Consider the following 19,492-nt stretch of genomic DNA (forward strand, 5'->3'; position numbering starts at 1 on the left):
CTCATGCGCGCGATCGCACCTCCAAACCCCAAAACTTTGGAATATGATTTGTATGGATTATGATCTAGTTGAAAATCATATACGAGATATGTTACAGAAAATTGATAAATCTTTTGCTGAATTGGCTACAAAATAGACACTTTTCTATAAATAAAAAAGTGATAATTGTTCAGCTATCTCTTTACCCTTCGATTTGTTTCCATGAATTAAGTTAAAGAGATAACTACCAATTTCCTTCGCAAGTAATACAGGAACTGCATTACCAATTTGTTTATATTTAGAACTTACAGAACCATAAAAAATCCAATCATCTGGAAATGTTTGAATCCTTGCAGACTCCCGCACAGTTAAACAACGTAATTCTACAGGATGGCACATATCTGTAGCTTTTTGATGGGGACTTGTAGTAATTGTTGGTGAAGGTTTATCCCAGAATAGTCTTCTATAAAAACCAACTTTTCCACCTCCAGAATTGTAAGCACCTCCCATTGCTTCTTTTTTTAACTCTTCTGGTAAATATCTCCAGTTTTGTCCAGCTTTTAATAATTTCAAATACTTTAAACGATTTTCTGAATAAGACATATATTCTGGTTCTGCATCAACTAACCCAGTGAGAGCGTCTTTTAATGTCCTCCATTTAGGTAAAGTTTTTCCATCTTTGCAATATTGGGGAATAGGAAATGTAGCAATTTCCCCATCTCGTGAACCAATAAATATTACACGTTCTCTATTTTGTGGTACTCCATAATCTGCTGCTTCTAAAAGGTTGTAAACTACGTTATATTCTATTGCTTGCATTTCTGATAATACCACTTTTAAAGCAGAACCAGGCATTTCATCAGGTTCTAAAGGTGGGTAATCTTTTCTGCGTTGATTAATTGGTCTGTGACGCAGAGGAGCAGAAAGCAAACCTTTAACATTTTCCATTAAGAAAAAACGGGGTTGGACTTCTTTAACAATGCGAATAAAATCCATAAATAAACTACCGCGAGGGTCCATAACTGAACCTCTTTTTCCTGCGGTGCTAAATGGTTGACATGGGGGACCACCTGTGACTAAATCTACTTCACCAGGTTGTAAAGCACGGCCTAAATTGAAAACTCTTCCTCCTTCTTGCAGTAATTCTTGAGAACTAACATTTTGTATTTCTCTGGGAATAGCACTTTCTTGAAGAAAGGGACGATTAAGAGCAATAGTTTTGACAGCATCACGATCTTTTTCTACTACAGTTACAGTGTGAAAACCTGCTTGTTCTAATCCTAAATCTAGACCATAAGCACCTGTAAATAATGAAATAGAAATAGCTTTACCATCTATCACGGTTCTTGCTCCCAATTCTGAATATCACTAATTATATACTCCTTGAGTCTATTATATCTTTTATATCCAATAAAAGCGATTTCTAGGTCGCGCAACGCTTACGCTCTTTTCAGATCCCAAAATCATCAGTTAAGCTGACATGAAACGCTGTGTAGGTTCAGGAATTTTTCGACCTAACTCTTGAGCAGTTTCTATCCATTCCTGCATAATAATTTCTATATTTTGCAGTGCTTCTTGATAAGTTTCTCCATCAGCAGCACATCCCGGTAAATCTGGAACTTCTGCAATAAATGATTGGTCTTCTTGACTCCAATAGAGATTAATTTCATAGCGCAGAGTCATCTTAACCTCCTAGCTGATATTTAAGTAACATTTCCCGGACTTGTTTAACTTGATATGCTTTGGCTTTTCCTTGTTTGGGTTGAAGGTTCAATATTTCTTCAACTCCTTGTTTTGTAAAAATGTGGTGACTACCACGAATTCTTTCATCAAATCCTAATCTGATCAAGAGTTGACACAATTGCTCAAAGGATATATTTTCATCAGATGCGCCTAATGGATTTTTCACCATTAATAATTTCTTGAATTGTTTGATAAGATATTCCTAAAACTTCGGCAAAATCGTGATAATTAATTTCTAAATCATCTAAAATATCTGATATTACTTCACCTGGATGTATTGGTCTTGCTAATCTCTCATCAGTAATATTTTGCCAATTATTCATAATTAATATTCCTTAAATAATTAACCCACAGCATATTCTGTAAACTTCCTCATAAAAGGAGACTGAAAACCTAACACAATATCCTCTTTACTCACTCCCGCAGCTACTAAATTAGCAGCAATATCATCCTCAGTACCATTCCATTGCAGCCAAATTTTACCACCTTTAATATCAATATGAATGATACAACTATGTACCCAATTTTGACCTTCCCAACCAACATGAACTATTTGATAATGATCACGTTGTGTATCAAAAATCGTCTCAACTTCTATATTGCCGTAAGCTGGTTGTGCTTCACCATATTCTTTTAATATTTCTTGAACTATTTGACGGTATTGAGTTAATTTATCCATTGAAAAATCACCTCTTTCTATACATCATAAATTACCATTTTTACACTACGAAGAAGTATGGCAGATTCGTAATTTTGTTTTTGAAGTTCAGCTTCTGCAAAATAGGTTTTAAAATTTTACGCCTTTTATACTCATCTATAAGACCCTTGATAAAACCTTCTAGATAACCTTTAATTTCTGCACGAGTTTTTGAACTAATAGCTGCCATATTCAAAATTAAACCGATAGAATGATTGTTAACAATGCCTTTGCTAAATGGTAAATGACAGGAATAGAAACTGCATTACCAAATTGATGTTTGGCTGTATTTTCATTATCCGCTATTTTGAAACTTTTAGGAAATCCTTGTAATCTTGCGTAATTTTCTGCGGTTAAAGGTTTAAATCGCTTTGGTTGATAAATTTTTTTGATAAATGTTTGCTTATATGCTTCAGGTTCTTCACATTCTATAGATATAGTAGCCACATAATCTCTTGTTCCAGTTGCGGTTAAAGTTCCAATCGCATCAGCATGAGGTAAAAATATTTTAGAAATACCATTAATACCTGAAGAAATTTTAGAATTTACAAATTCATAACCTTTACCTTCTACAAGACGAAGAATTTCTTTGTCTACTAAGCTGTTAATTTCTGCAATCTGTAAATTAGAAGTTAAAGATTCTAATACTTCAAATTTTAAAGGATTACCATCTTTTTCACCATAAATTTTCTTTCTTCTATTTTTCAAAATAGTTTGACATATTAGCTTTTCTCTATAATTTGTTTCTATTAATTCCCAAGAATGAATTGTAGTATGTCCATCTCTAATATCAGCAAAAGTAAAGAAATCGTTTAATTCATCTATTTTTTGGAATCTGCCTCTAGAAGCTGGAATTTTGCCATCATTAAATAAAACTTCTGGAGGAAATTTCTTTTTAGTAAAATTACTTCTTTCAATTCCAGGAATTATATCATAAAGTTTTAAGCGTTTATTTAATGGTTTAGGAAAAGTAAACCCCCAATAATTTGCAATATCATTTCTAATACCAACAATAAATATTCTGTCTCTATCTTGAGGTAAACCAAAATCATAGGAATTTAGCACCTGATATTTAACTATATAGCCAAATGATGTTAAATTACTAAGTATATATTCTAAACTTTGTCTGTTTCTTGGCTCGGTTAAACCCTTGACATTCTCAAATATAAATGATTTAGGTTTATTAACTTCTACAACTCTAAAAACATCAAGCCATAGTTTACCTCTGGGGTCATCTAAACCTTGCATTTTACCTGCTATAGACCAAGGTTGACAAGGCACACCACCAACTATTAAATCTATTTCAAAAGGTAATTTGTTTAAATTTGTAATATCTCCTAAATATGGTTCATCTGCATTATGATCACTAATAAAATTATTTTTATAAACCTTAATAGCTTCTTTATCTATTTCTGAATATCCTAAACAAATTCCTCCTAATTCTTCTAAAGGAATTCTAAATCCACCTATTCCAGCAAATAAATCTACAAATGTAAACTTTCTTGTACAACTTATAATTTTAGTCGGTTGGAATAATTGAAATAATTCTAATTGTTGAGCATGAGCGCTGCTTTCCATAAGGTTTATGAGTAAAGTTCTAAATAGATTTTCACATTCTATACTGTCACCAGTAAAGCGATTCCTAGGTCGCGCAACGCTTACGCATTCCCCACATCCTCAAACAGCGAACTGCTTGCAGCAGCGTAACGCTTACGCAATTACACATCACAAAAAAGCGAACTGATTGCAGCAGCGCAACGCTTACGCCTAAATTCATCACCAGAATAAAAAATGATAAGATACTAATAAAATTTTATTCATATTAGAAACTTATGAACGTGAGTTTTGCGATACCAAAAGAACTTGAGTCTTATCTTGAGATTCAGCTTCAATCTGGCAATTATGATACTGTAGCGGACTATTTTTTGATGTTGTTGCAGCAAGATAAACTGCGTAAGGATGCTCAAGCAAATATTTGAATGGATGGAGGTAAATAGAGAGTAATAAAATTCATATTTATTCTACACTAATGTCATAACTTTATTATATTCTTCCTTATGACTTTGCAAAGCATCCCAGACATCAACCTTTTGCTGAAGATTCAACCAAAGTCTATGTCCATTTCCTAAAGCTTTACCAAGACGAATTGCAATATCTACTGTAATGGATTTTTCACCATTAATAATTTCCTGAATTGTTTGATTAGATACTCCTAAAATTTCAGCAAAATTGCTAGGATTAATATCTAAATCATCTAAAATATCTGCAATTACTTCACCAGGATGTATTGGTCTTACTAATCTATCTTGAGTAATATCTTGCAAATTATTCATAATCAATACTCCTTAATAAATTTTACTACAGTTAGTTAACAAGCTCTACACAATTAATATCATATTAACACAGGATTTAATGATAATCTTCAAGATTAACATCATAAGCATCACCATCTTCAAATTTAAAAGTTATCCGCCAGTTTCCTGATACCTTAATTGACAAAGTTCCTTTTCTGTCTCCTTTTAATTCATGCAAATCATATCCCGGTAATCTAATATCCTCTACAATTAAAGCTGAGTCTATAACTTCAAGTCTGATTCTAATTTTATTTTCTAAATTTGCGGGAACTCCTTTATTAAAATTTTCTTTAAACAGATTTTCTAAGGATTTATTTTTAAATGTTTGAATCATCTATCTTTTATTTGTTAATTTTATCTGATTATTAAGGAGGCAGGTAAAAAACCTGCCCATGTAATCCTATTCTATCCCCTCAATCCGATTTTCCACCTCCTGATACAACTCTCTCAACCGGTCTAAATTCTCCTCACTAGTCTCCCAATAACCGCGTCCATTCATTTCCAACAAAGTAGAAACAATCTTGCGGAAAGAATGAGGATTGAGATTCATCAACCGCTTTTGCATTTCCTCATCTTTGATGAAGGTTTCGTTTGTGTCCTCATAAATCCAATTATCCACAGCACCAGCAGTCGCACTCCAACCAGTAGTATTAACCAACCGCTTAGAAAGTTCGCGCACACCTTCGTAACCGTGAGATAACATCCCCTCATACCATTTGGGATTTAACAACTTCGTCCGCGCATCTAAACGCACAGTTTCTGATAAAGTTCTCACCTGTGCATTCGCAGTAGTTGTATCTGCAATGTAAGAAGATGGTTTCTTACCATCTGCACGCAGACTTGCTACTAACTTAGTCGGATCTGAGTCAAAATAGTGGGAAACATCAGTTAAACTGATTTCCGAAGAATCGAGATTCTGGAAAGTTGCATCAGCAGTCTTCAAAGTCGTTTCAAAAATCTCTCTTGACTCATCCATAACCCCAGGATTATCAGAATTGAAAGAGAAAGATTTGCGCTTCAAATACATTTCCTGTAACTCAGCTTCACTGTCCCAAGTGCTATTCTCCACCGCTAAGTTAATATTAGAAGAATAAGAACCAGAAGCATTAGAGAAAACGCGAGTTGCAGCTTGACGCAGATTTATTCCCATGTCCTCCGCTTGTTTCAAAGCGTGCTTGCGGACAAAGTTCATTTCCAAGGGTTCATCAGCTTCTGCTGCCATTTTTACACCTTGATCCAGCAAGTTCATTTGGTTAATGAACAAGTCACGGAATACACCAGAACAATTGATCACTACATCAATTCTAGGACGACCCAATTCTTCCAAAGGTATCAATTCCAACTTGTTCACCCGTCCCAAAGCATCGGGAACTGGACGTACTCCCACCATCCACATAATTTGGGCGAGGGATTCGCCGTAGGTTTTGATGTTATCTGTACCCCAGAGGACACAGGCGATGGTTTCTGGCCAGTTGCCATCATTTTCTGACTTATTCCGCTCTAGCAGCCTATCCACGACGATTTTCGCCGATTGGACTGCGGCAGATGTGGGGATAGATTGGGGATCTAATGCGTGGATATTTTTACCTGTGGGTAATACGTCAGGATTACGGATAGGATCACCACCAGGACCGGGGAGAATATACTCACCTTCCAAACCTTGCAATAAACCACCAAGTTCGTTATCTGCACAAACTTGTTTTAAGCAAAATTCCAAATATTCAAACAGGGGTTTTAATGCAGAGGTGTCTACTTTGGTGTAACCTGATTGATGCAGTGATTCTACCCAAGGTTCTTTTCTCCCCATGTTGAAGAAGTTCAACTTGGAAACCGCTATCACTCTACCTTCTGCGTCAATTTGTTCTTGAACTAAGGCTGTAACAGCCGCACGGGTAGCGAGGGTGATATCTTGTAATAGTTGTACATCTGCCAAAATTCCGGCATCGTTGTTTTTGTAGATATCCTCAATATTGCGACCGAGACTTTTGGCAATAATTCCGGGTAAACCTTGAATTTCTTCCTCTTGTCGATCTAAACTAGCTATATTGACCAGAGTGGCGATCGCTTCTTCGGCACTAGGAGGTTTACCAATCACGTGCAGTCCACAAGGTAATAAGCGCGATTCAATCTCCATTAACCGACGATAAACGTTACCAACGATATTATCCCGTTCCTCCGGGGTCATATCCTTAGAATCGGTTTCAGGAATGTGAATATCTTTGTCTAAGTTGACAATACGGCACTTATCCATGATGGAATTGACAATAGAAACACCGCGTCCTGTGTCTTTCAAAGTTTGGTAAGAAGCAATTAACTCGCTAAGTTCCTTCAACCCTTTGTATAAACCAGCATTTTCCGCCGGTGGTGTCAGGTAAGAAATTGTTTCTGCATAACTGCGACGTTTGGCGATTGTAGCTTCACTGGGGTTATTAGCTGCGTAATAATACAGGTTGGGAATTGAGCCAATTAGTTGATCTGGGTAACAATCACCGGACATTCCCATTTGCTTACCAGGCATAAATTCCAATGAGCCATGTGTCCCAAAGTGTAACACAGCATCAGCGCCCCAAATCCGTTCTAGATAGGTGTAATATGCTGCAAAACCGTGGTGGGGACTTGCGGAACGGGAGAATAACAACCGCATGGGGTCGCCTTCATAACCAAATGTCGGCTGCACACCAATGAACACATTACCAAATTGTTTCCCATAAATCAAGAGATTTTGGCCGTCGCTGTTCAAGTTTCCGGGAGGTGGTCCCCAGTTTTCTTCTAAGCGTTGGGAGTAGGGTGTCAGTGCTTCATATTCTGGCACAGACATTTTGTAAGCAATGTTGAGTTCGGGACTGTTGTATTGTGCTTGTGCGTCGTGGATGACTTGTTCTAGCAACTCTTGGGGGGTTTCGGGAATGTCCTGCACGTCATAACCGTTGTTTCTCAGTCCTTTCATGACTTCATGAATAGAACCGAATACGTCTAAATATGCGGCTGTACCCACGTTACCTTTGTCAGGGGGGAAGCTGAAAACGGTAATAGCAACTTTTTTGTCTAGTTTGGGTTTACGGCGCAGATTCGCCCATTTTAATGCCCGTTGAGCGACTATTTCTACTCTATCTTGGAGTGCGATCGCTCTGCCTGTTGCCCCATCTTTACCTGATAGGATAATCGGCTCAATTGCGCCGTCTAGTTCGGGTATAGCAATCTGTAAAGCCACTTGAATGGGATGTAACCCCAAATCGCTATCTAGCCATTCTTCGGTGGTTTGGAAGACCAAAGGCAAGGCTACCATGTAAGGGCGATTTAACCGTTTTAATGCTTCAATGGCTTTAGGATGATCCTGTCTAGCAGGTCCACCGACTAAAGCGAAACCAGTTAAGGATACTACCGCATCTATTAACTGCATTTTGGTAATTGGTTCATAGAAGTAAGCTTCTATTGGTTTAGAGAAATCTAAACCACCGGCAAATACAGGTAGAACTCTTGCCCCTAATGATTCCAATTCCTGCACAATTGCCACATAATGGGCATCATCACCAGTAACGAGATGAGTCCGTTGTAATACCAAACCTACGCATGGTGCAAGGGGATCTTTAAGGTGACTAGAAATGTCTTTGCGAGCAGAATACCAGTTCAGATATTCTCGCACATCCTCAAACATGGTTGGTGCTAAAGGATGCCAAATGCCCATATCAGGATAAACAACTGGAGCTTGATAGTCAGCAGCGACAAAGCTTTCTTTCTCTATGCCTTTTAGTACGTATTTATCAGCCAGCATCAGTAAAAAGTTTTCCAGGTTTTCCGCTGAACCACCTAGCCAATACTGAAAACTGAGCATGAAGTTTCTCGCGTCTTGTGCTTTTTCCATGGGGAGGAATTTCAGCACTTGGGGAAGTGTCCGCAATAACTTCAACATTCCGTCCTGGAAACCAGCGCCAGATTTCTCTTTGCGCTTTTTCATGAAGTTAGCAATTACGCTTTTAGATTGTCCTAATTGCGCCAAAGAAAAGCTACCCATTTTATTGAGGCGCATAACTTCGGGCATGGAGGGGAAGACAACGGATACATCTAAGTTATCACGATGGGGTTCGACTGCGGCAACTACTTTTTGTGCTAGGTCTTCAATAAAAATTAGAGAAGCAATGAATATATTAGCACTAGCTATATCGCGTTGAAATTCTCCATAATTTTCAGACCCGCGTAGTTCTTCAATCAAGTATCCACTGATTTCTATTGCTATGCTGGGATGATTAGCGTTAATTTCCCGTACCGCTTGGGACAAGGAACTCTGGTACTGGGACTCCAGCACGACATAGACAACCTTGATTAACTTACGTCCCCGTAAATCGTCAGGTGCAATATGTCTAATAGTGGACTTGACTTGGGTAAACATTCAAATAAGCTCCTTTTAGGCGTATTTCTGCGAAGTTCATGGCGGTTGATCTGGCCGTTTGTAACTTCAATTATCTTCCACAATAAGAGTTTTTTAGTAGAAAACTCCGATTTTGTGGGGGTTTTGTCCTATATCTGACATAAAATGATATAGAAAACAACACATTTATTAATGAATCTTAACAAAGAATACAGGTTCTCTCACCTGTTTTTAAATTTTGTTTACATAGCAGTTAATGGTGGTGTAGATATATAAAGAAATTTTAAGCAAGTATTGATACTGACAGTATTGTGATATTCTGGTTTTGAGTTGGGCAGCGATCGTTCAATTTTTCCGTATAATACGCTGATAACGTACATCTATGAACACTCGATCATCTCACTCTCAATCTAATGAAGCGGAAAATTGTGATAGTTCTACAACCAACGTTAATGGCATAACAATTTCTGTGGGTGATTTTAGCTTACAGTTTGGAGGAGTAAGCCGTAGCGAAGTAGATTGCACTAATGATGAACCTGACGAACTAGATGATGAACCTGACGAACTAGATGATGAACCTGACGAACCAGATGATGAACCTGACGAACTAGATGATGAACCTGACGAACCTATAGGAGATTCATGAAAAATGAAAATAAAACAGTGATCGGAGTCATCTATTGAACCAGGAATGATGGTCAGGAGCTAGAAGGTAAATCTTTTGAATGTTCCATATCTAAAATCACAAGCTGTAGCAATTACCATAGATGTGCGTAGCTTTCAAGATTAAATACTTATGAACTATAGACATATACGAAAAAGAATCTGAAACCCTTAACCTGTCTAGTCGAAAACCTAATTTCTGGAGATGTCTTATGCTACAACACGTTCGTCATATTCTAATTTGGGCGATCGCTCAATTTTTTTGTATGATGCGTAATACGCTGATAGAAATATCATCTAGAAAATTTCATCGCAAAGAAACCCCTTTTTTTGATGAAAAACTGACCTTTATTTACGGTCTTATTCCTTTTAATAAAGTAGAAAATTGTTTTGAAATAATAGTTTTTCTGTTCAGCAAAATAATGCCTTGGATTCAATTCTTGAAAGCTGAATCCCATCCAGATTTTATTCAAGAATTCAATCAAATTAAGCAGATTTGCAAAGGTTCTGGGGTTATTTATGAAATATATCCATACAATCAAAAATTGAATAAATTAGCTGCAATAGAAACTTTTTTAATAGGTTTCTTCTGGGGGATTTGTATAGGAATCTTTGCTTCATTCTCAATTTATTTTTATTTGATAACTCTTAAAAGCCTTTGGTTTTTTGTTGTTATAGCCTCTATAACTTTAACCTTTCTTGTTTCTGTCATAGTTAGTTTTATTGTTTGTGGTATCTTTGCTCACACTAGATTTAGTTTTCTGGAATACTTATCAAAAAATACCTGTTATTTAATAACCAAAACTAAAGTTTATCATATTTTCAGATCATGGGATTATTTTGGAAAAGTCATTGAAGTGCCTGAAGTACAAATTTTTGAAATAAAAGGTCTTTGGCAACCGTCTTTTCGTATTCCTGAATCGTATAAGTATTGTAAAACAAATGCAGCTATTGTTAAGTTTTATATTAACGATGTTAATTATATTGAAAAAATAAAACAATTGGAAAACTTGGCAATTCAAGGTCACAATAATTACCAAAATAGAAGCTTTCCTTTTAAGATTCAGAAATTTCCTAATGACTTTGGATGTGAAACAGCACCCTTTTATATCTACTTAGTAGAATCATACGTTGAAGTTTCAGATTCACTTAATAATTGGTCAGAGCAGTTAAGACGGAAACGTTGAAAACAAGTGCGATCGCCGTTTGGGGATGTTGGGAGGGCGATAGCGCAAGCGCTGACTTGTCAGTTCGTTTAAAATTAGGGGATTGTGTGCGTAAGCGTTGCGCTCCGTAGGAATCGCTGTTTGGGGATAAGTTGGGAGAGCGATAGCGCAAGCGCTGACTTGTCAGTTCGCTGTTTGGGGAATGTTGGGGTGCGATAGCGTAAGCGCTGCTGCAAGCAGTTCGTTTAAAATTAGGGTTGTGAGCGTAAGCGTTGCGGTGACCGAAGGTATCGCTGTTTGGGGATGTTGGGAGTGCGATAGCGCAAGCGCTGACTTGTCAGTTCGTTTAAAATTAGGGGGTTGGGAGCGATCGCTCCTGAGTTTAAATAAAATAGAATCATATAACCACAAAACCGCACTATGACTTCACGACTCGAAAATGCGATCGCTGCTATCCAACAGCTATCAGCTATAGAACGTCAACAACTGTTGCAAATCTTTACTCAAAGCAATTCATCCTCAAACTCTCAAACCGATCTTAAAAATCTTAGTCATCAGTTTTGGCAAGATACCACGCTCAACGAAATCCTTGCCACACAGACCCCTATCACTGTACATAACCTTAAACATCTTGCTGTTGACTTTTGGCCTGAAGAAGACTCCATCGAAGATTTTCTCATCTTCCTACGACAACAACGCCAAGAAGTGATTTAAACAAACGCCATGAGTTTTTACCTCATTGACACTGATATCGCTTCTTTTATCTTCAAAAGTAGTGATTATGCCGACCCTTATTTACCTTATTTAACTGGTCAACAATTAGCAATGTCATTCATGACCGTAGCTGAACTGTTTCAGTGGGCAATTTTGCGTCAATGGGGAGATAGTCGTTTAACACAACTAGAACAATACCTATCTAACTACTTAATTATTCCAGTTGATCAATCACTTTGTCGAGAATGGGCGTATATTCGTGCCAAGCGACAAAGCGCAGGACGACCAATATCTCCACAAGATGCTTGGATTGCTGCAACGGCTTTACGCTATGACTTACCGCTAGTTACTCACAACATCAAAGACTTCTTGGATATTCCCAATCTCCGGCTTATTATCCCTTCATCCCCATTATGAAGGTCATAAATAAGAGCGATCGTCTAAAATTAGGGTTGTGTGCGTAAGCGTTGTGCTGCTGCAAGCAGTTCGTTTAAAATTGGGGTAGTTGTGTGCGTAAGCGTTGCGCTCTAACTAGATCCCCGACTTCTGAGCATAACAGATAATTAATTGATATGATCAAAGAAGAAGCCGGGGATCTTATAACCCACTTTATAATCTTCTTCCTCTGTGTCCTCTGCGTCTGGAGTGGTATGTCTTCGACACGCTACGCGAACGTTATTTCTTCAAATAGGAAAATTACAGATCAATCAACAATCAAGAATTGGTTTGTGGTCAGTTATGATTTTTTTTGTCAGAATCAGGATAACCAGGATTAAAGGATTTACAGGATGTTATTTAATAATTGTTGGTGAAAATTTGGGGATGATTTTGTTTATCCTAATATGGCTAACGCCACGCTACGCTATCAGACAATTAGAACATTCACCACCAACAAACAAATGAGCAATTACATCCTGTAGATCCTCAAATCCTGGACATCCTGATTCTGACAATTACAAGATTCACCACCAAAAAAAACAAATCATCATTTATTAAAATAGTAATTTCACAGATTAATCAATCATCAAGAAGTGCGATATTAACACTATAAAAATAATACTTGCTTTGATGAAAAATTAACCAATTCCATACAGGCTTGTCTGGCTAATTCTCGTGCTTCAATTCTATCATCTATGGATCTTTTTACTATTTGTGTAATTCTTTCCTTTAGTTCACAGTTTTTAGGAATAGGTAAAATAATTTCACCTAGTCTATCACCTAATGAATCAATAATATCTTGAGTGAATCTTTTAGCTTTAATTTGCATCATCACAGGTTCAGAACTTAAAGCTGTTATTAATAAATAGGGAGATAATTTAGAATCATCTTTTATTCTCAACTTATAAATGTGACTTTGAAATACTATTCTCTTATCATATTTTGTAATATAAGCACAGTGTCCTACTAAATATGTTCCATCTCTAACCATAAGAATGTCACCTTCTCTAACATCTTGTTTAGTAGCAAGAGAACGATAAATTTCTTCACTTAAACAATGTTTAGGATTTCTTTTGATTTCCCAGTTAGAAATATCTGAAGTTCTCACGAATGGAATATCACCAGTTCCATAATTTTCTTTACCTACTTCATCACCTGTTGTCACATCTAGTAAACCCTGAGAAATTAATTCAGATATGGGAATCAAATGATGGGTATTTTGTAATCTTTGCAATTCATTAATTATCTCTGGGTTATAATAACGAGGAGCAAAAATATAATCTGTTATTTTGCTAAAATCTACTTCATAACCTAAACTAGAATTAACTAGGTTATTTCCTCTATATTTACGATAGTTTAAGACAATGGTTGGCAGATCATCCCTGCTATTTTTACGTCCCCTGCTATCATGTCCACATAATTTAGCTTCAGCCATAAAAATACCACTTGTTTGCTGTATTGCTTCCTTTTTCTTATGCAAGACTAATAAACAAGTTTTTGTATGAGTACCACTTTTTCCAGAAACTTTAAATAAGTCTTCTGGCATTCCCATAACGGCTTTTATTTCTGCCTGATCTTCAATATAATTAATAACATAGCGATAGGTTTTACTAGAAATTAGACTTTCTGGAACTACTAGACCTAAACGTCCTCCTGGTTTGACTAAAGACAGACATCTTTCAATAAATAATACTTGTGGAGGTACAGAAGATTGTAGTTCACTTAATTTAATAAATTTCTCTATTTTTTTATCTATTTGCCATTTATAACCTAATTCAAAAGTTCTTTGAGTGTTAGTAGAAGCTGCAACAATTCTAGTCCCAAATGGGGGATTGGCTAAAACAATATCAAAAGTTCCTAATTTTTCATGCAATGATTGATCTACATCCCAGGCTAACGAATCACCACAAAATATATTAGCTGATGTATTAGTAAATAAGGATAATCTAGCTGAAGCAAGACGAACTAAGTAATTATCTTTATCTATACCAAAAACATATTGATTTACTTCTTCTGATTCAACCCCTAAGTTGATAAGATGACGTGCTGCTGAATGTAAAAAACCTCCAGCACCACAAGCAGGATCTATGATTGTTTCACCTGCTTGTGGGTTAATTAATTCTACCAATAAGTCAATAGTATTTTGAGGAGTAAAAAACTGTCCTTCTTTTCCCTTAACAATAGAGCTAGTAAAAACTTCGTAAGCATCGCCAAAAGGATCGTAACTCCATTGGTTAATATCTAATATTTCTAATTTTTGATCAATAAAATCTAAACTGTTCTGATCTAGCTGTAATTTATCTTGAGAATTAAATAAGTTAGGTAGTAAAATGCAAATTTCTTTAAAAGTTCTTTGATATATTTGTTCAACACTTAAATTAGCATTATGGTCAATAACTATATTTTTGTCTTTTTTTAGATAAATCTTACAAAATAAACATTTAATAACTTCTTCTAATAAAGTTTCATCACGAGTAGCACCTATTAATTGACCTGCTAAATAGTTACGGATTTGGTTAAGTGCATCTTTGTAATCTAATACAAGAGAAAGTTGTGTAGTATTTTGATGAATCTTTTTAATTTTTTGTTTCATACAATTTAAGTGTTTATTTTTCACATTTTTCTAGGATAGCACCTTTCTTTCAATTTTTTGATATAGTGCTTTAGCGTTAATGTAGCTTGTACCAGGTATCGCTGTTTGGGATATTGGTATCTCGCTAATTGGAATAGTGATCGCTGAAAATTGGGGTAGTTGGAAGTGATCACCATTTAGGTATAAATTGGGAGAGTGATAGCGAAGCGCGACCTAGGAATCGCAATTTAGGAATAAGTTGGGAGAGCGTAAGCGTTGCACTGCTGCAAGCAGTTCGTTTAAAATTGGGGAATGTTGGGGTGCGTAAGCGTTGCGCTGCTGCAAGCAGTTCGTTTAAAATTGGGTAAAATTGGGGTGATTGTGAGCGATAGCCATTTAAGAATACGTTGGGAGAGCGATCGCTTCCAAAAGAGTGTAATCATAGAAGAAGCAAGTGATGAGAAAAGATAATGCAAAAGCAGCTTAAACAAATAATTGTATCCGATCCAGAAGTGATGATGGGAAAACCTGTAATTGCTGGTACACGCATTACAGTTGAGTTAATTTTAGAAAAATTAGCTGCTGGTGAAACCGCAGAACAAATCTTAGAATCACATCCTCGACTGACACCAGAAGTAATTCCAGCAGCTTTAGCATTTGCGGCTGAGGCTTTACGATATGATGTAATTTATCCAATTGTTGAGAAGGCATCTTGAACTTTCTAGCAGACGAGAATCTAGATAAGCTTGTTGACCGTTTGCGCCAAGATGGACATTTTGTTTGGTACGTTGCGGAAATGGAACGGGGTATTTCCGATGATGTAGTCCTAGACTTGGCTAACCAAGAAGGTGCATTATTATTGACATCTGATAAAGATTTTGGTGAGTTAGTGTTCCGCTTACGTCGCATTGCTTCAGGTGTTGTATTGTTAGTTATGCGTTCAAGAAAAATATAACTATAAATAATAAATTGAAAGAGTTAAGCTTTCTCGGTGCAGAAATATTTATTAGTTGTATAACCTACTATGAAATTAAAAGAGGTTTAATATCTCTCAATGCTACTAAACAATTGGTAGATTTTCATGGATTTTGTAATGATTATCCTGTATTATTTTTAGATGATTTAGAAATTATTGAAAAATCCTGTGAAATTCATGCCAAATTAAAAGCTAAAGGTACTCCTATCCAAGATGCTGATGTTTTAATAGCAGCTACAGCAATTTTCCGGGATTTAATTCTCGTTTCTAATGATTCTGATTTATTAAAAATTGAAGAACTTAAATTAGAAAATTGGTCGTGATAAAAATTTAGGAATAAGTTGGGAGATCGATAGCGTTCGCGGAGCGTCACCGAGGGAACTAGCGCTTCTGCAAGCAGTTCGCCTAAAATTAGTGTAGTTGCTATTGGTAACTAATAATATATAATAAGATATGAGATAGTTAAAATTTCTCGCTAAACATTCAATGAGGATATGACAATGAATGCTTTAACTGTCAATTTGAAATCAGTAATAGAAATGACTGATGAGCAGTTTTTTGAACTATGTCAAAACAACCGGGAATTGAGATTTGAAAGAAATGCAAATGGAGAATTAATAATTATGCCACCAACAGGAGGAGAAACGGGAAATCGTAATGCGGGTATAACTGCTCAACTTTGGATTTGGAATGAGGAAAATCAGGAGGGTATAGTTTTTGATTCTTCTACTTGTTTTAAATTACCAAATGGTGCAGATCGTTCTCCTGATGCTTCTTGGATCAAGTTAGAAAGATGGGATGCTTTAACTGATGAAGAAAAACAAAAGTTTCCTCCTATTTGTCCTGATTTTGTGATTGAGTTACTTTCTCCTAGTGATAGTTTAAAAGTTACACAAGAAAAGATGCAGGAATATATAGATAATGGTGTGGGTTTGGGTATATTAATTAATCGCAAATCTCGTCAAGTGGAAATTTATAGACCTGGTAAGGAGGTTGAGGTTTTGGATTCTCCTGCTACGGTTTCGGGGGAAGATGTTTTAAAGGGTTTTGTTTTGAATTTGGGGATGATTTGGTAAAATCATATAGGTATTTATTTAACATAGCACAGATACATCTCAATGACTTTATACTAATTATGTTAAAATAAATACCAGAAACGTAATTAGCCAAACATGAAATGTATAAAACAATTGATTTATTTGCTGGGATAGGTGGAATTAGACTCGGTTTTGAAGCCTATCATTGTACAAATATATTTACTTCCGAATGGGATAAAGATGCTCAAGTAATGTATGAAGCAAACTTTGGAGAGAAACCTCATGGTGATATTAATTTAATATCGCCTTCTGATATTCCAAACCATGATATTTTATTAGCGGGGTTTCCTTGTCAACCCTTTAGTATTGCTGGAAAAGGTTTAGGTTTTACTGATACTAGAGGGACTTTATTTTTCAATATCGAAAAAATCCTGGAAGTTAAAAAACCACGGGCTTTTTTATTAGAAAATGTAAAACGATTGACCACTCACGATCACGGTAAAACTTTTTCAGTAATTTTAGATAAATTGAAAGCACTAGGTTATACCGTTTATTATAAAGTTCTTAATTCTTTAGATTTTGGCTTGCCTCAAAAAAGAGAGAGAATTTATATAGTTGGTTTTTTAGAGTTTATTGATTTCAATTTTCCAAAACCATTAGGTTATTACCAACCACTTAGTACCATTTTAGAAAATGACGACAATATACCTGGAAGTTATTTCTTATCAGAAAAAATAAAGAATAAACGGTTAAATGCAGTAAAAGATAATCCTCCTTTTCCTTCTATTTGGCATGAAAATATTGGCGGTAATATTTCTGCATTACCCCATTCATGTGCCTTAAGAGCAGGAGGTAGTTATAATTATCTTGTGGTTAACGGCGTTAGACGTTTAACCGATAGAGAAATGCTACGTTTACAAGGTTTTCCCGATGAATTTAAAATTGTGTTACCTTATTCTGTAGTACGTAGATTAGCAGGTAATTCTGTATCTGTTCCTGTTATTAAAGCAATAGCAGGAGAAATAATAAAGGCTTTAGAACATCAAATTAGGGAATCATGTTTGGATGTAAATTAAATATACAGCCCAACATTTCATTGTAGTGCGATCGCTGTTTAGGATGTTGGTTGGGAGAGCGTAAGCGTTGCGCTGCTGCAAGCAGTTCGCCTAAAATTGGTGTGATTGTGAGCGTAAGCGTAATGAATGAGTTACGATTGACTTGGGATGCAAAAAAAAGGGAATATTAAAAATAGTCGTCTTTTTAGCTTGGTGAGTGCCAAATGAGTGATCTCAAGAAAATAGATACCAATGCCTATGTGACAGTACAGGGACAATATGCTGTGGTCAATGAAGGTGCAGGGTACGCAATTATCAACATTCAAACAAAACAGATAGTTGCTCGTAATATTTCATCTTTCCTTGACTGTGTAAAAACGCTGGAATACATTGTTGGAAAGGGTGAATCCCAAGATCCAATTCAACATTCTACGTCTAACGAAAATCCACCTCAGATACAATTAACTAACTTTGGTGTTAAACCAGATGTACAAAGACTTATTGAAATCTACGCTCCAGCCACAGTGAGAGTGGAGAAGAAGGTGCATTGGAACCGAAGCCGATATAAGTGCTACGATGTATCTGGTAACTGTCTTGGCCGGGTTAAAGGAAAACAAGGAGATCGTTATTGGGAAGACAGAAGCGGAAATAAACATTACTAAGAGAAAGTTTCCTCTCATTTGTCCCAATTTTTTTGTAATTGAGTTACTTTCTCCTAGTGATAGTTTGAAGACTACACAGTAGCCGATCTTGTAGGGTGTGTTAATGAAATATAACGCACCTTTTTAATGTTAATTATTTGACAAAAAATTCATTTTGTATTCTATTCGGATTCCGAAACATTATTGCAGTGCGTAAGCGTTGCGCGACCTAGGAATTACCTAAAATTGGGGTAGTTGCTATTAATTGGTAACTAATAATATATAATAGGATATGGGATAGTTAAAATTTCTCCCTAAACATTCAATGAGGATATGACAATGAATGCTTTAACTGTCAAGTTGAAATCAGTAATAGAAATGACTGATGAGCAGTTTTTTCAGTTATGTCAAAACAATCGGGAATTGAGATTTGAAAGAAATGCAAACGGAGAGTTAATAATTATGCCACCAACGGGAGGAGAAACGGGAAATAAAAATGCAAGAATCACTCAACAATTAATGAATTGGACTGATGCTGATGGTACTGGCATTGCTTTTGATTCTTCGACTTGTTTTAAGTTACCAAATGGTGCAGATCGTTCTCCTGATGCTTCTTGGATCAAGTTAGAAAGATGGGATGCTTTAACTGATGAGGAAAAACAAAAGTTTCCTCCTATTTGTCCTGATTTTGTGATTGAGTTACTTTCTCCTAGTGATAGTTTAAAAGTTACACAAGAAAAGATGCAGGAATATATAGATAATGGTGTGGGTTTGGGTATATTAATTAATCGCAAATCTCGTCAGGTGGAGATTTATAGACCTGGTAAGGAGGTTGAGGTTTTGGATTCTCCTGCTACGGTTTCGGGGGAAGATGTTTTAAAGGGTTTTGCTTTGAATTTAGGGATGATTTGGTAGAGGAATAATAAACATCTTAACCATCCTATGAAATATTAATCCCAAGGGCTAAAAACATTAACACCCACATTCCGCACCCTGAACTGTCACAGATCAAAAAAGCAGAGATAGTAGTACATAATAACTAACGATCAATTAAAGAGAAATAAGCTTAATGAGAATACATATCATTAAAA

The 19,492-nt window shown here is 36.1% G+C and carries 23 protein-coding genes and 1 pseudogene; 13 read left to right on the forward strand and 11 right to left on the reverse strand.

The window, feature by feature from the left end:
- Nucleotides 1–144: 144 nt before the first annotated feature.
- The 10 genes from H6F62_RS17805 to H6F62_RS17850 all read right to left on the reverse strand — a co-directional run bounded on the left by H6F62_RS17805 (nucleotide 145) and on the right by H6F62_RS17850 (nucleotide 9,519).
- Nucleotides 145–1,320: a DNA (cytosine-5-)-methyltransferase gene (locus H6F62_RS17805; RefSeq protein ID WP_190372607.1), complete on the reverse strand. Its 1,176-nt coding sequence runs from the start codon at nucleotides 1,318–1,320 to the stop codon at nucleotides 145–147.
- Nucleotides 1,321–1,449: 129 nt separating this feature from the next.
- On the reverse strand, nucleotides 1,450–1,662 hold the full coding sequence (locus tag H6F62_RS17810) for a type II toxin-antitoxin system HicB family antitoxin (protein ID WP_137906350.1): 213 nt from the start codon (nucleotides 1,660–1,662) through the stop codon (nucleotides 1,450–1,452).
- A 1-nt stretch (nucleotide 1,663) separates the two neighbouring features.
- On the reverse strand, nucleotides 1,664–1,891 hold the full coding sequence (locus tag H6F62_RS17815; protein ID WP_137906349.1) for a type II toxin-antitoxin system HicA family toxin: 228 nt from the start codon (nucleotides 1,889–1,891) through the stop codon (nucleotides 1,664–1,666).
- A complete protein-coding gene (locus tag H6F62_RS17820) occupies nucleotides 1,863–2,045 on the reverse strand; it encodes a helix-turn-helix domain-containing protein (RefSeq protein WP_137906348.1) in 183 nt (60 codons plus the stop codon). The genes H6F62_RS17815 and H6F62_RS17820 overlap by 29 nt, the downstream gene beginning before the upstream one ends.
- A 20-nt stretch (nucleotides 2,046–2,065) precedes the next feature.
- Nucleotides 2,066–2,401 (reverse strand): XisI protein, encoded by a 336-nt coding sequence (locus H6F62_RS17825; protein WP_168357588.1) that lies wholly within the window; start codon nucleotides 2,399–2,401, stop codon nucleotides 2,066–2,068.
- A 216-nt stretch (nucleotides 2,402–2,617) separates the two neighbouring features.
- On the reverse strand, nucleotides 2,618–3,997 hold the full coding sequence (locus H6F62_RS17830; protein ID WP_190372608.1) for a DNA cytosine methyltransferase: 1,380 nt from the start codon (nucleotides 3,995–3,997) through the stop codon (nucleotides 2,618–2,620).
- 443 nt (nucleotides 3,998–4,440) lie between these two features.
- Nucleotides 4,441–4,752, reverse strand: a complete 312-nt coding sequence (locus H6F62_RS17835; RefSeq protein WP_137906345.1) for a HigA family addiction module antitoxin — start codon at nucleotides 4,750–4,752, stop codon at nucleotides 4,441–4,443.
- A 76-nt stretch (nucleotides 4,753–4,828) separates the two neighbouring features.
- Nucleotides 4,829–5,107 carry a type II toxin-antitoxin system RelE/ParE family toxin gene (locus H6F62_RS17840; RefSeq protein ID WP_137906344.1) on the reverse strand — a complete coding sequence of 93 codons (279 nt, stop codon included), beginning with the start codon at nucleotides 5,105–5,107 and terminating at the stop codon, nucleotides 4,829–4,831.
- Between the two features lie 66 nt (nucleotides 5,108–5,173).
- Nucleotides 5,174–9,160: a magnesium chelatase subunit H gene (locus tag H6F62_RS17845; RefSeq protein ID WP_190372609.1), complete on the reverse strand. Its 3,987-nt coding sequence runs from the start codon at nucleotides 9,158–9,160 to the stop codon at nucleotides 5,174–5,176.
- A 221-nt stretch (nucleotides 9,161–9,381) separates the two neighbouring features.
- On the reverse strand, nucleotides 9,382–9,519 hold the full coding sequence (locus tag H6F62_RS17850) for a hypothetical protein (protein WP_162501159.1): 138 nt from the start codon (nucleotides 9,517–9,519) through the stop codon (nucleotides 9,382–9,384).
- A gap of 2 nt (nucleotides 9,520–9,521) precedes the next feature.
- Between H6F62_RS17850 and H6F62_RS17855 the strand changes: the two genes are divergently transcribed.
- From H6F62_RS17855 to H6F62_RS17870, 4 genes are all read left to right on the forward strand, one after another.
- Nucleotides 9,522–9,785 carry a hypothetical protein gene (locus H6F62_RS17855; RefSeq protein ID WP_190372610.1) on the forward strand — a complete coding sequence of 88 codons (264 nt, stop codon included), beginning with the start codon at nucleotides 9,522–9,524 and terminating at the stop codon, nucleotides 9,783–9,785.
- Between the two features lie 229 nt (nucleotides 9,786–10,014).
- Nucleotides 10,015–10,989 carry a hypothetical protein gene (locus H6F62_RS17860; protein ID WP_190372611.1) on the forward strand — a complete coding sequence of 325 codons (975 nt, stop codon included), beginning with the start codon at nucleotides 10,015–10,017 and terminating at the stop codon, nucleotides 10,987–10,989.
- A 399-nt stretch (nucleotides 10,990–11,388) separates the two neighbouring features.
- Nucleotides 11,389–11,682 (forward strand): hypothetical protein, encoded by a 294-nt coding sequence (locus tag H6F62_RS17865; RefSeq protein ID WP_190372612.1) that lies wholly within the window; start codon nucleotides 11,389–11,391, stop codon nucleotides 11,680–11,682.
- Nucleotides 11,683–11,691: 9 nt separating this feature from the next.
- A complete protein-coding gene (locus tag H6F62_RS17870; protein ID WP_190372613.1) occupies nucleotides 11,692–12,099 on the forward strand; it encodes a type II toxin-antitoxin system VapC family toxin in 408 nt (135 codons plus the stop codon).
- A gap of 628 nt (nucleotides 12,100–12,727) precedes the next feature.
- On the opposite strand, the gene H6F62_RS17875 is transcribed toward H6F62_RS17870, so the two are convergent.
- On the reverse strand, nucleotides 12,728–14,713 hold the full coding sequence (locus tag H6F62_RS17875) for an N-6 DNA methylase (protein ID WP_190372614.1): 1,986 nt from the start codon (nucleotides 14,711–14,713) through the stop codon (nucleotides 12,728–12,730).
- Between the two features lie 291 nt (nucleotides 14,714–15,004).
- On the opposite strand from H6F62_RS17875, the gene H6F62_RS17880 reads away from it, so the two are divergent.
- The 9 genes and pseudogenes from H6F62_RS17880 (at nucleotide 15,005) to H6F62_RS17915 (ending at nucleotide 19,316) form a co-directional block, all read left to right on the forward strand.
- A complete protein-coding gene (locus H6F62_RS17880) occupies nucleotides 15,005–15,163 on the forward strand; it encodes a hypothetical protein (RefSeq protein WP_162501156.1) in 159 nt (52 codons plus the stop codon).
- Nucleotides 15,163–15,408 carry a DUF433 domain-containing protein gene (locus tag H6F62_RS17885; RefSeq protein ID WP_137906339.1) on the forward strand — a complete coding sequence of 82 codons (246 nt, stop codon included), beginning with the start codon at nucleotides 15,163–15,165 and terminating at the stop codon, nucleotides 15,406–15,408. Before H6F62_RS17880 ends, H6F62_RS17885 begins: the two co-directional genes overlap by 1 nt.
- Complete coding sequence (locus H6F62_RS17890; protein WP_137906338.1) at nucleotides 15,405–15,647, forward strand: DUF5615 family PIN-like protein; 243 nt, start codon at nucleotides 15,405–15,407, stop codon at nucleotides 15,645–15,647. The genes H6F62_RS17885 and H6F62_RS17890 overlap by 4 nt, the downstream gene beginning before the upstream one ends.
- A gap of 14 nt (nucleotides 15,648–15,661) precedes the next feature.
- A complete protein-coding gene (locus H6F62_RS17895) occupies nucleotides 15,662–15,991 on the forward strand; it encodes a PIN domain-containing protein (RefSeq protein WP_199290978.1) in 330 nt (109 codons plus the stop codon).
- A 177-nt stretch (nucleotides 15,992–16,168) separates the two neighbouring features.
- Complete coding sequence (locus tag H6F62_RS17900) at nucleotides 16,169–16,744, forward strand: Uma2 family endonuclease (RefSeq protein ID WP_137906336.1); 576 nt, start codon at nucleotides 16,169–16,171, stop codon at nucleotides 16,742–16,744.
- A 101-nt stretch (nucleotides 16,745–16,845) separates the two neighbouring features.
- On the forward strand, nucleotides 16,846–17,781 hold the full coding sequence (locus H6F62_RS17905) for a DNA cytosine methyltransferase (protein ID WP_190372615.1): 936 nt from the start codon (nucleotides 16,846–16,848) through the stop codon (nucleotides 17,779–17,781).
- Nucleotides 17,782–17,984: 203 nt separating this feature from the next.
- A complete protein-coding gene (locus H6F62_RS17910) occupies nucleotides 17,985–18,422 on the forward strand; it encodes a hypothetical protein (RefSeq protein WP_137906334.1) in 438 nt (145 codons plus the stop codon).
- Nucleotides 18,421–18,501, forward strand: a pseudogene (locus H6F62_RS21365) (Uma2 family endonuclease); the annotation flags it as partial. The gene H6F62_RS17910 and the pseudogene H6F62_RS21365, both read left to right, overlap by 2 nt.
- Nucleotides 18,502–18,740: 239 nt before the next feature.
- Nucleotides 18,741–19,316: a Uma2 family endonuclease gene (locus H6F62_RS17915; protein WP_190372616.1), complete on the forward strand. Its 576-nt coding sequence runs from the start codon at nucleotides 18,741–18,743 to the stop codon at nucleotides 19,314–19,316.
- The last annotated feature ends 176 nt before the right edge of the window (nucleotides 19,317–19,492 follow it).

The organism is Anabaena sp. FACHB-1391, assembly GCF_014696755.1.
GTDB lineage: Bacteria > Cyanobacteriota > Cyanobacteriia > Cyanobacteriales > Nostocaceae > Dolichospermum > Dolichospermum planctonicum.

What these genes read in the sequence shown, in the direction of transcription:
- H6F62_RS17810 (WP_137906350.1), bottom strand. Translation starts at nt 1,662, where the DNA reads ATGACTCTGCGCTATGAAATTAATCTCTATTGGAGTCAAGAAGACCAA.
- H6F62_RS17815 (WP_137906349.1), bottom strand. Translation starts at nt 1,891, where the DNA reads ATGGTGAAAAATCCATTAGGCGCATCTGATGAAAATATATCCTTTGAG.
- H6F62_RS17820 (WP_137906348.1), bottom strand. Translation starts at nt 2,045, where the DNA reads ATGAATAATTGGCAAAATATTACTGATGAGAGATTAGCAAGACCAATA.
- H6F62_RS17825 (WP_168357588.1), bottom strand. Translation starts at nt 2,401, where the DNA reads ATGGATAAATTAACTCAATACCGTCAAATAGTTCAAGAAATATTAAAA.
- H6F62_RS17830 (WP_190372608.1), bottom strand. Translation starts at nt 3,997, where the DNA reads ATGGAAAGCAGCGCTCATGCTCAACAATTAGAATTATTTCAATTATTC.
- H6F62_RS17835 (WP_137906345.1), bottom strand. Translation starts at nt 4,752, where the DNA reads ATGAATAATTTGCAAGATATTACTCAAGATAGATTAGTAAGACCAATA.
- H6F62_RS17840 (WP_137906344.1), bottom strand. Translation starts at nt 5,107, where the DNA reads ATGATTCAAACATTTAAAAATAAATCCTTAGAAAATCTGTTTAAAGAA.
- H6F62_RS17845 (WP_190372609.1), bottom strand. Translation starts at nt 9,160, where the DNA reads ATGTTTACCCAAGTCAAGTCCACTATTAGACATATTGCACCTGACGAT.
- H6F62_RS17850 (WP_162501159.1), bottom strand. Translation starts at nt 9,519, where the DNA reads ATGTACGTTATCAGCGTATTATACGGAAAAATTGAACGATCGCTGCCC.
- H6F62_RS17855 (WP_190372610.1), top strand. Translation starts at nt 9,522, where the DNA reads ATGAACACTCGATCATCTCACTCTCAATCTAATGAAGCGGAAAATTGT.
- H6F62_RS17860 (WP_190372611.1), top strand. Translation starts at nt 10,015, where the DNA reads ATGCTACAACACGTTCGTCATATTCTAATTTGGGCGATCGCTCAATTT.
- H6F62_RS17865 (WP_190372612.1), top strand. Translation starts at nt 11,389, where the DNA reads ATGACTTCACGACTCGAAAATGCGATCGCTGCTATCCAACAGCTATCA.
- H6F62_RS17870 (WP_190372613.1), top strand. Translation starts at nt 11,692, where the DNA reads ATGAGTTTTTACCTCATTGACACTGATATCGCTTCTTTTATCTTCAAA.
- H6F62_RS17875 (WP_190372614.1), bottom strand. Translation starts at nt 14,713, where the DNA reads ATGAAACAAAAAATTAAAAAGATTCATCAAAATACTACACAACTTTCT.
- H6F62_RS17880 (WP_162501156.1), top strand. Translation starts at nt 15,005, where the DNA reads ATGTTGGGGTGCGTAAGCGTTGCGCTGCTGCAAGCAGTTCGTTTAAAA.
- H6F62_RS17885 (WP_137906339.1), top strand. Translation starts at nt 15,163, where the DNA reads ATGCAAAAGCAGCTTAAACAAATAATTGTATCCGATCCAGAAGTGATG.
- H6F62_RS17900 (WP_137906336.1), top strand. Translation starts at nt 16,169, where the DNA reads ATGAATGCTTTAACTGTCAATTTGAAATCAGTAATAGAAATGACTGAT.
- H6F62_RS17905 (WP_190372615.1), top strand. Translation starts at nt 16,846, where the DNA reads ATGTATAAAACAATTGATTTATTTGCTGGGATAGGTGGAATTAGACTC.
- H6F62_RS17910 (WP_137906334.1), top strand. Translation starts at nt 17,985, where the DNA reads ATGAGTGATCTCAAGAAAATAGATACCAATGCCTATGTGACAGTACAG.
- H6F62_RS17915 (WP_190372616.1), top strand. Translation starts at nt 18,741, where the DNA reads ATGAATGCTTTAACTGTCAAGTTGAAATCAGTAATAGAAATGACTGAT.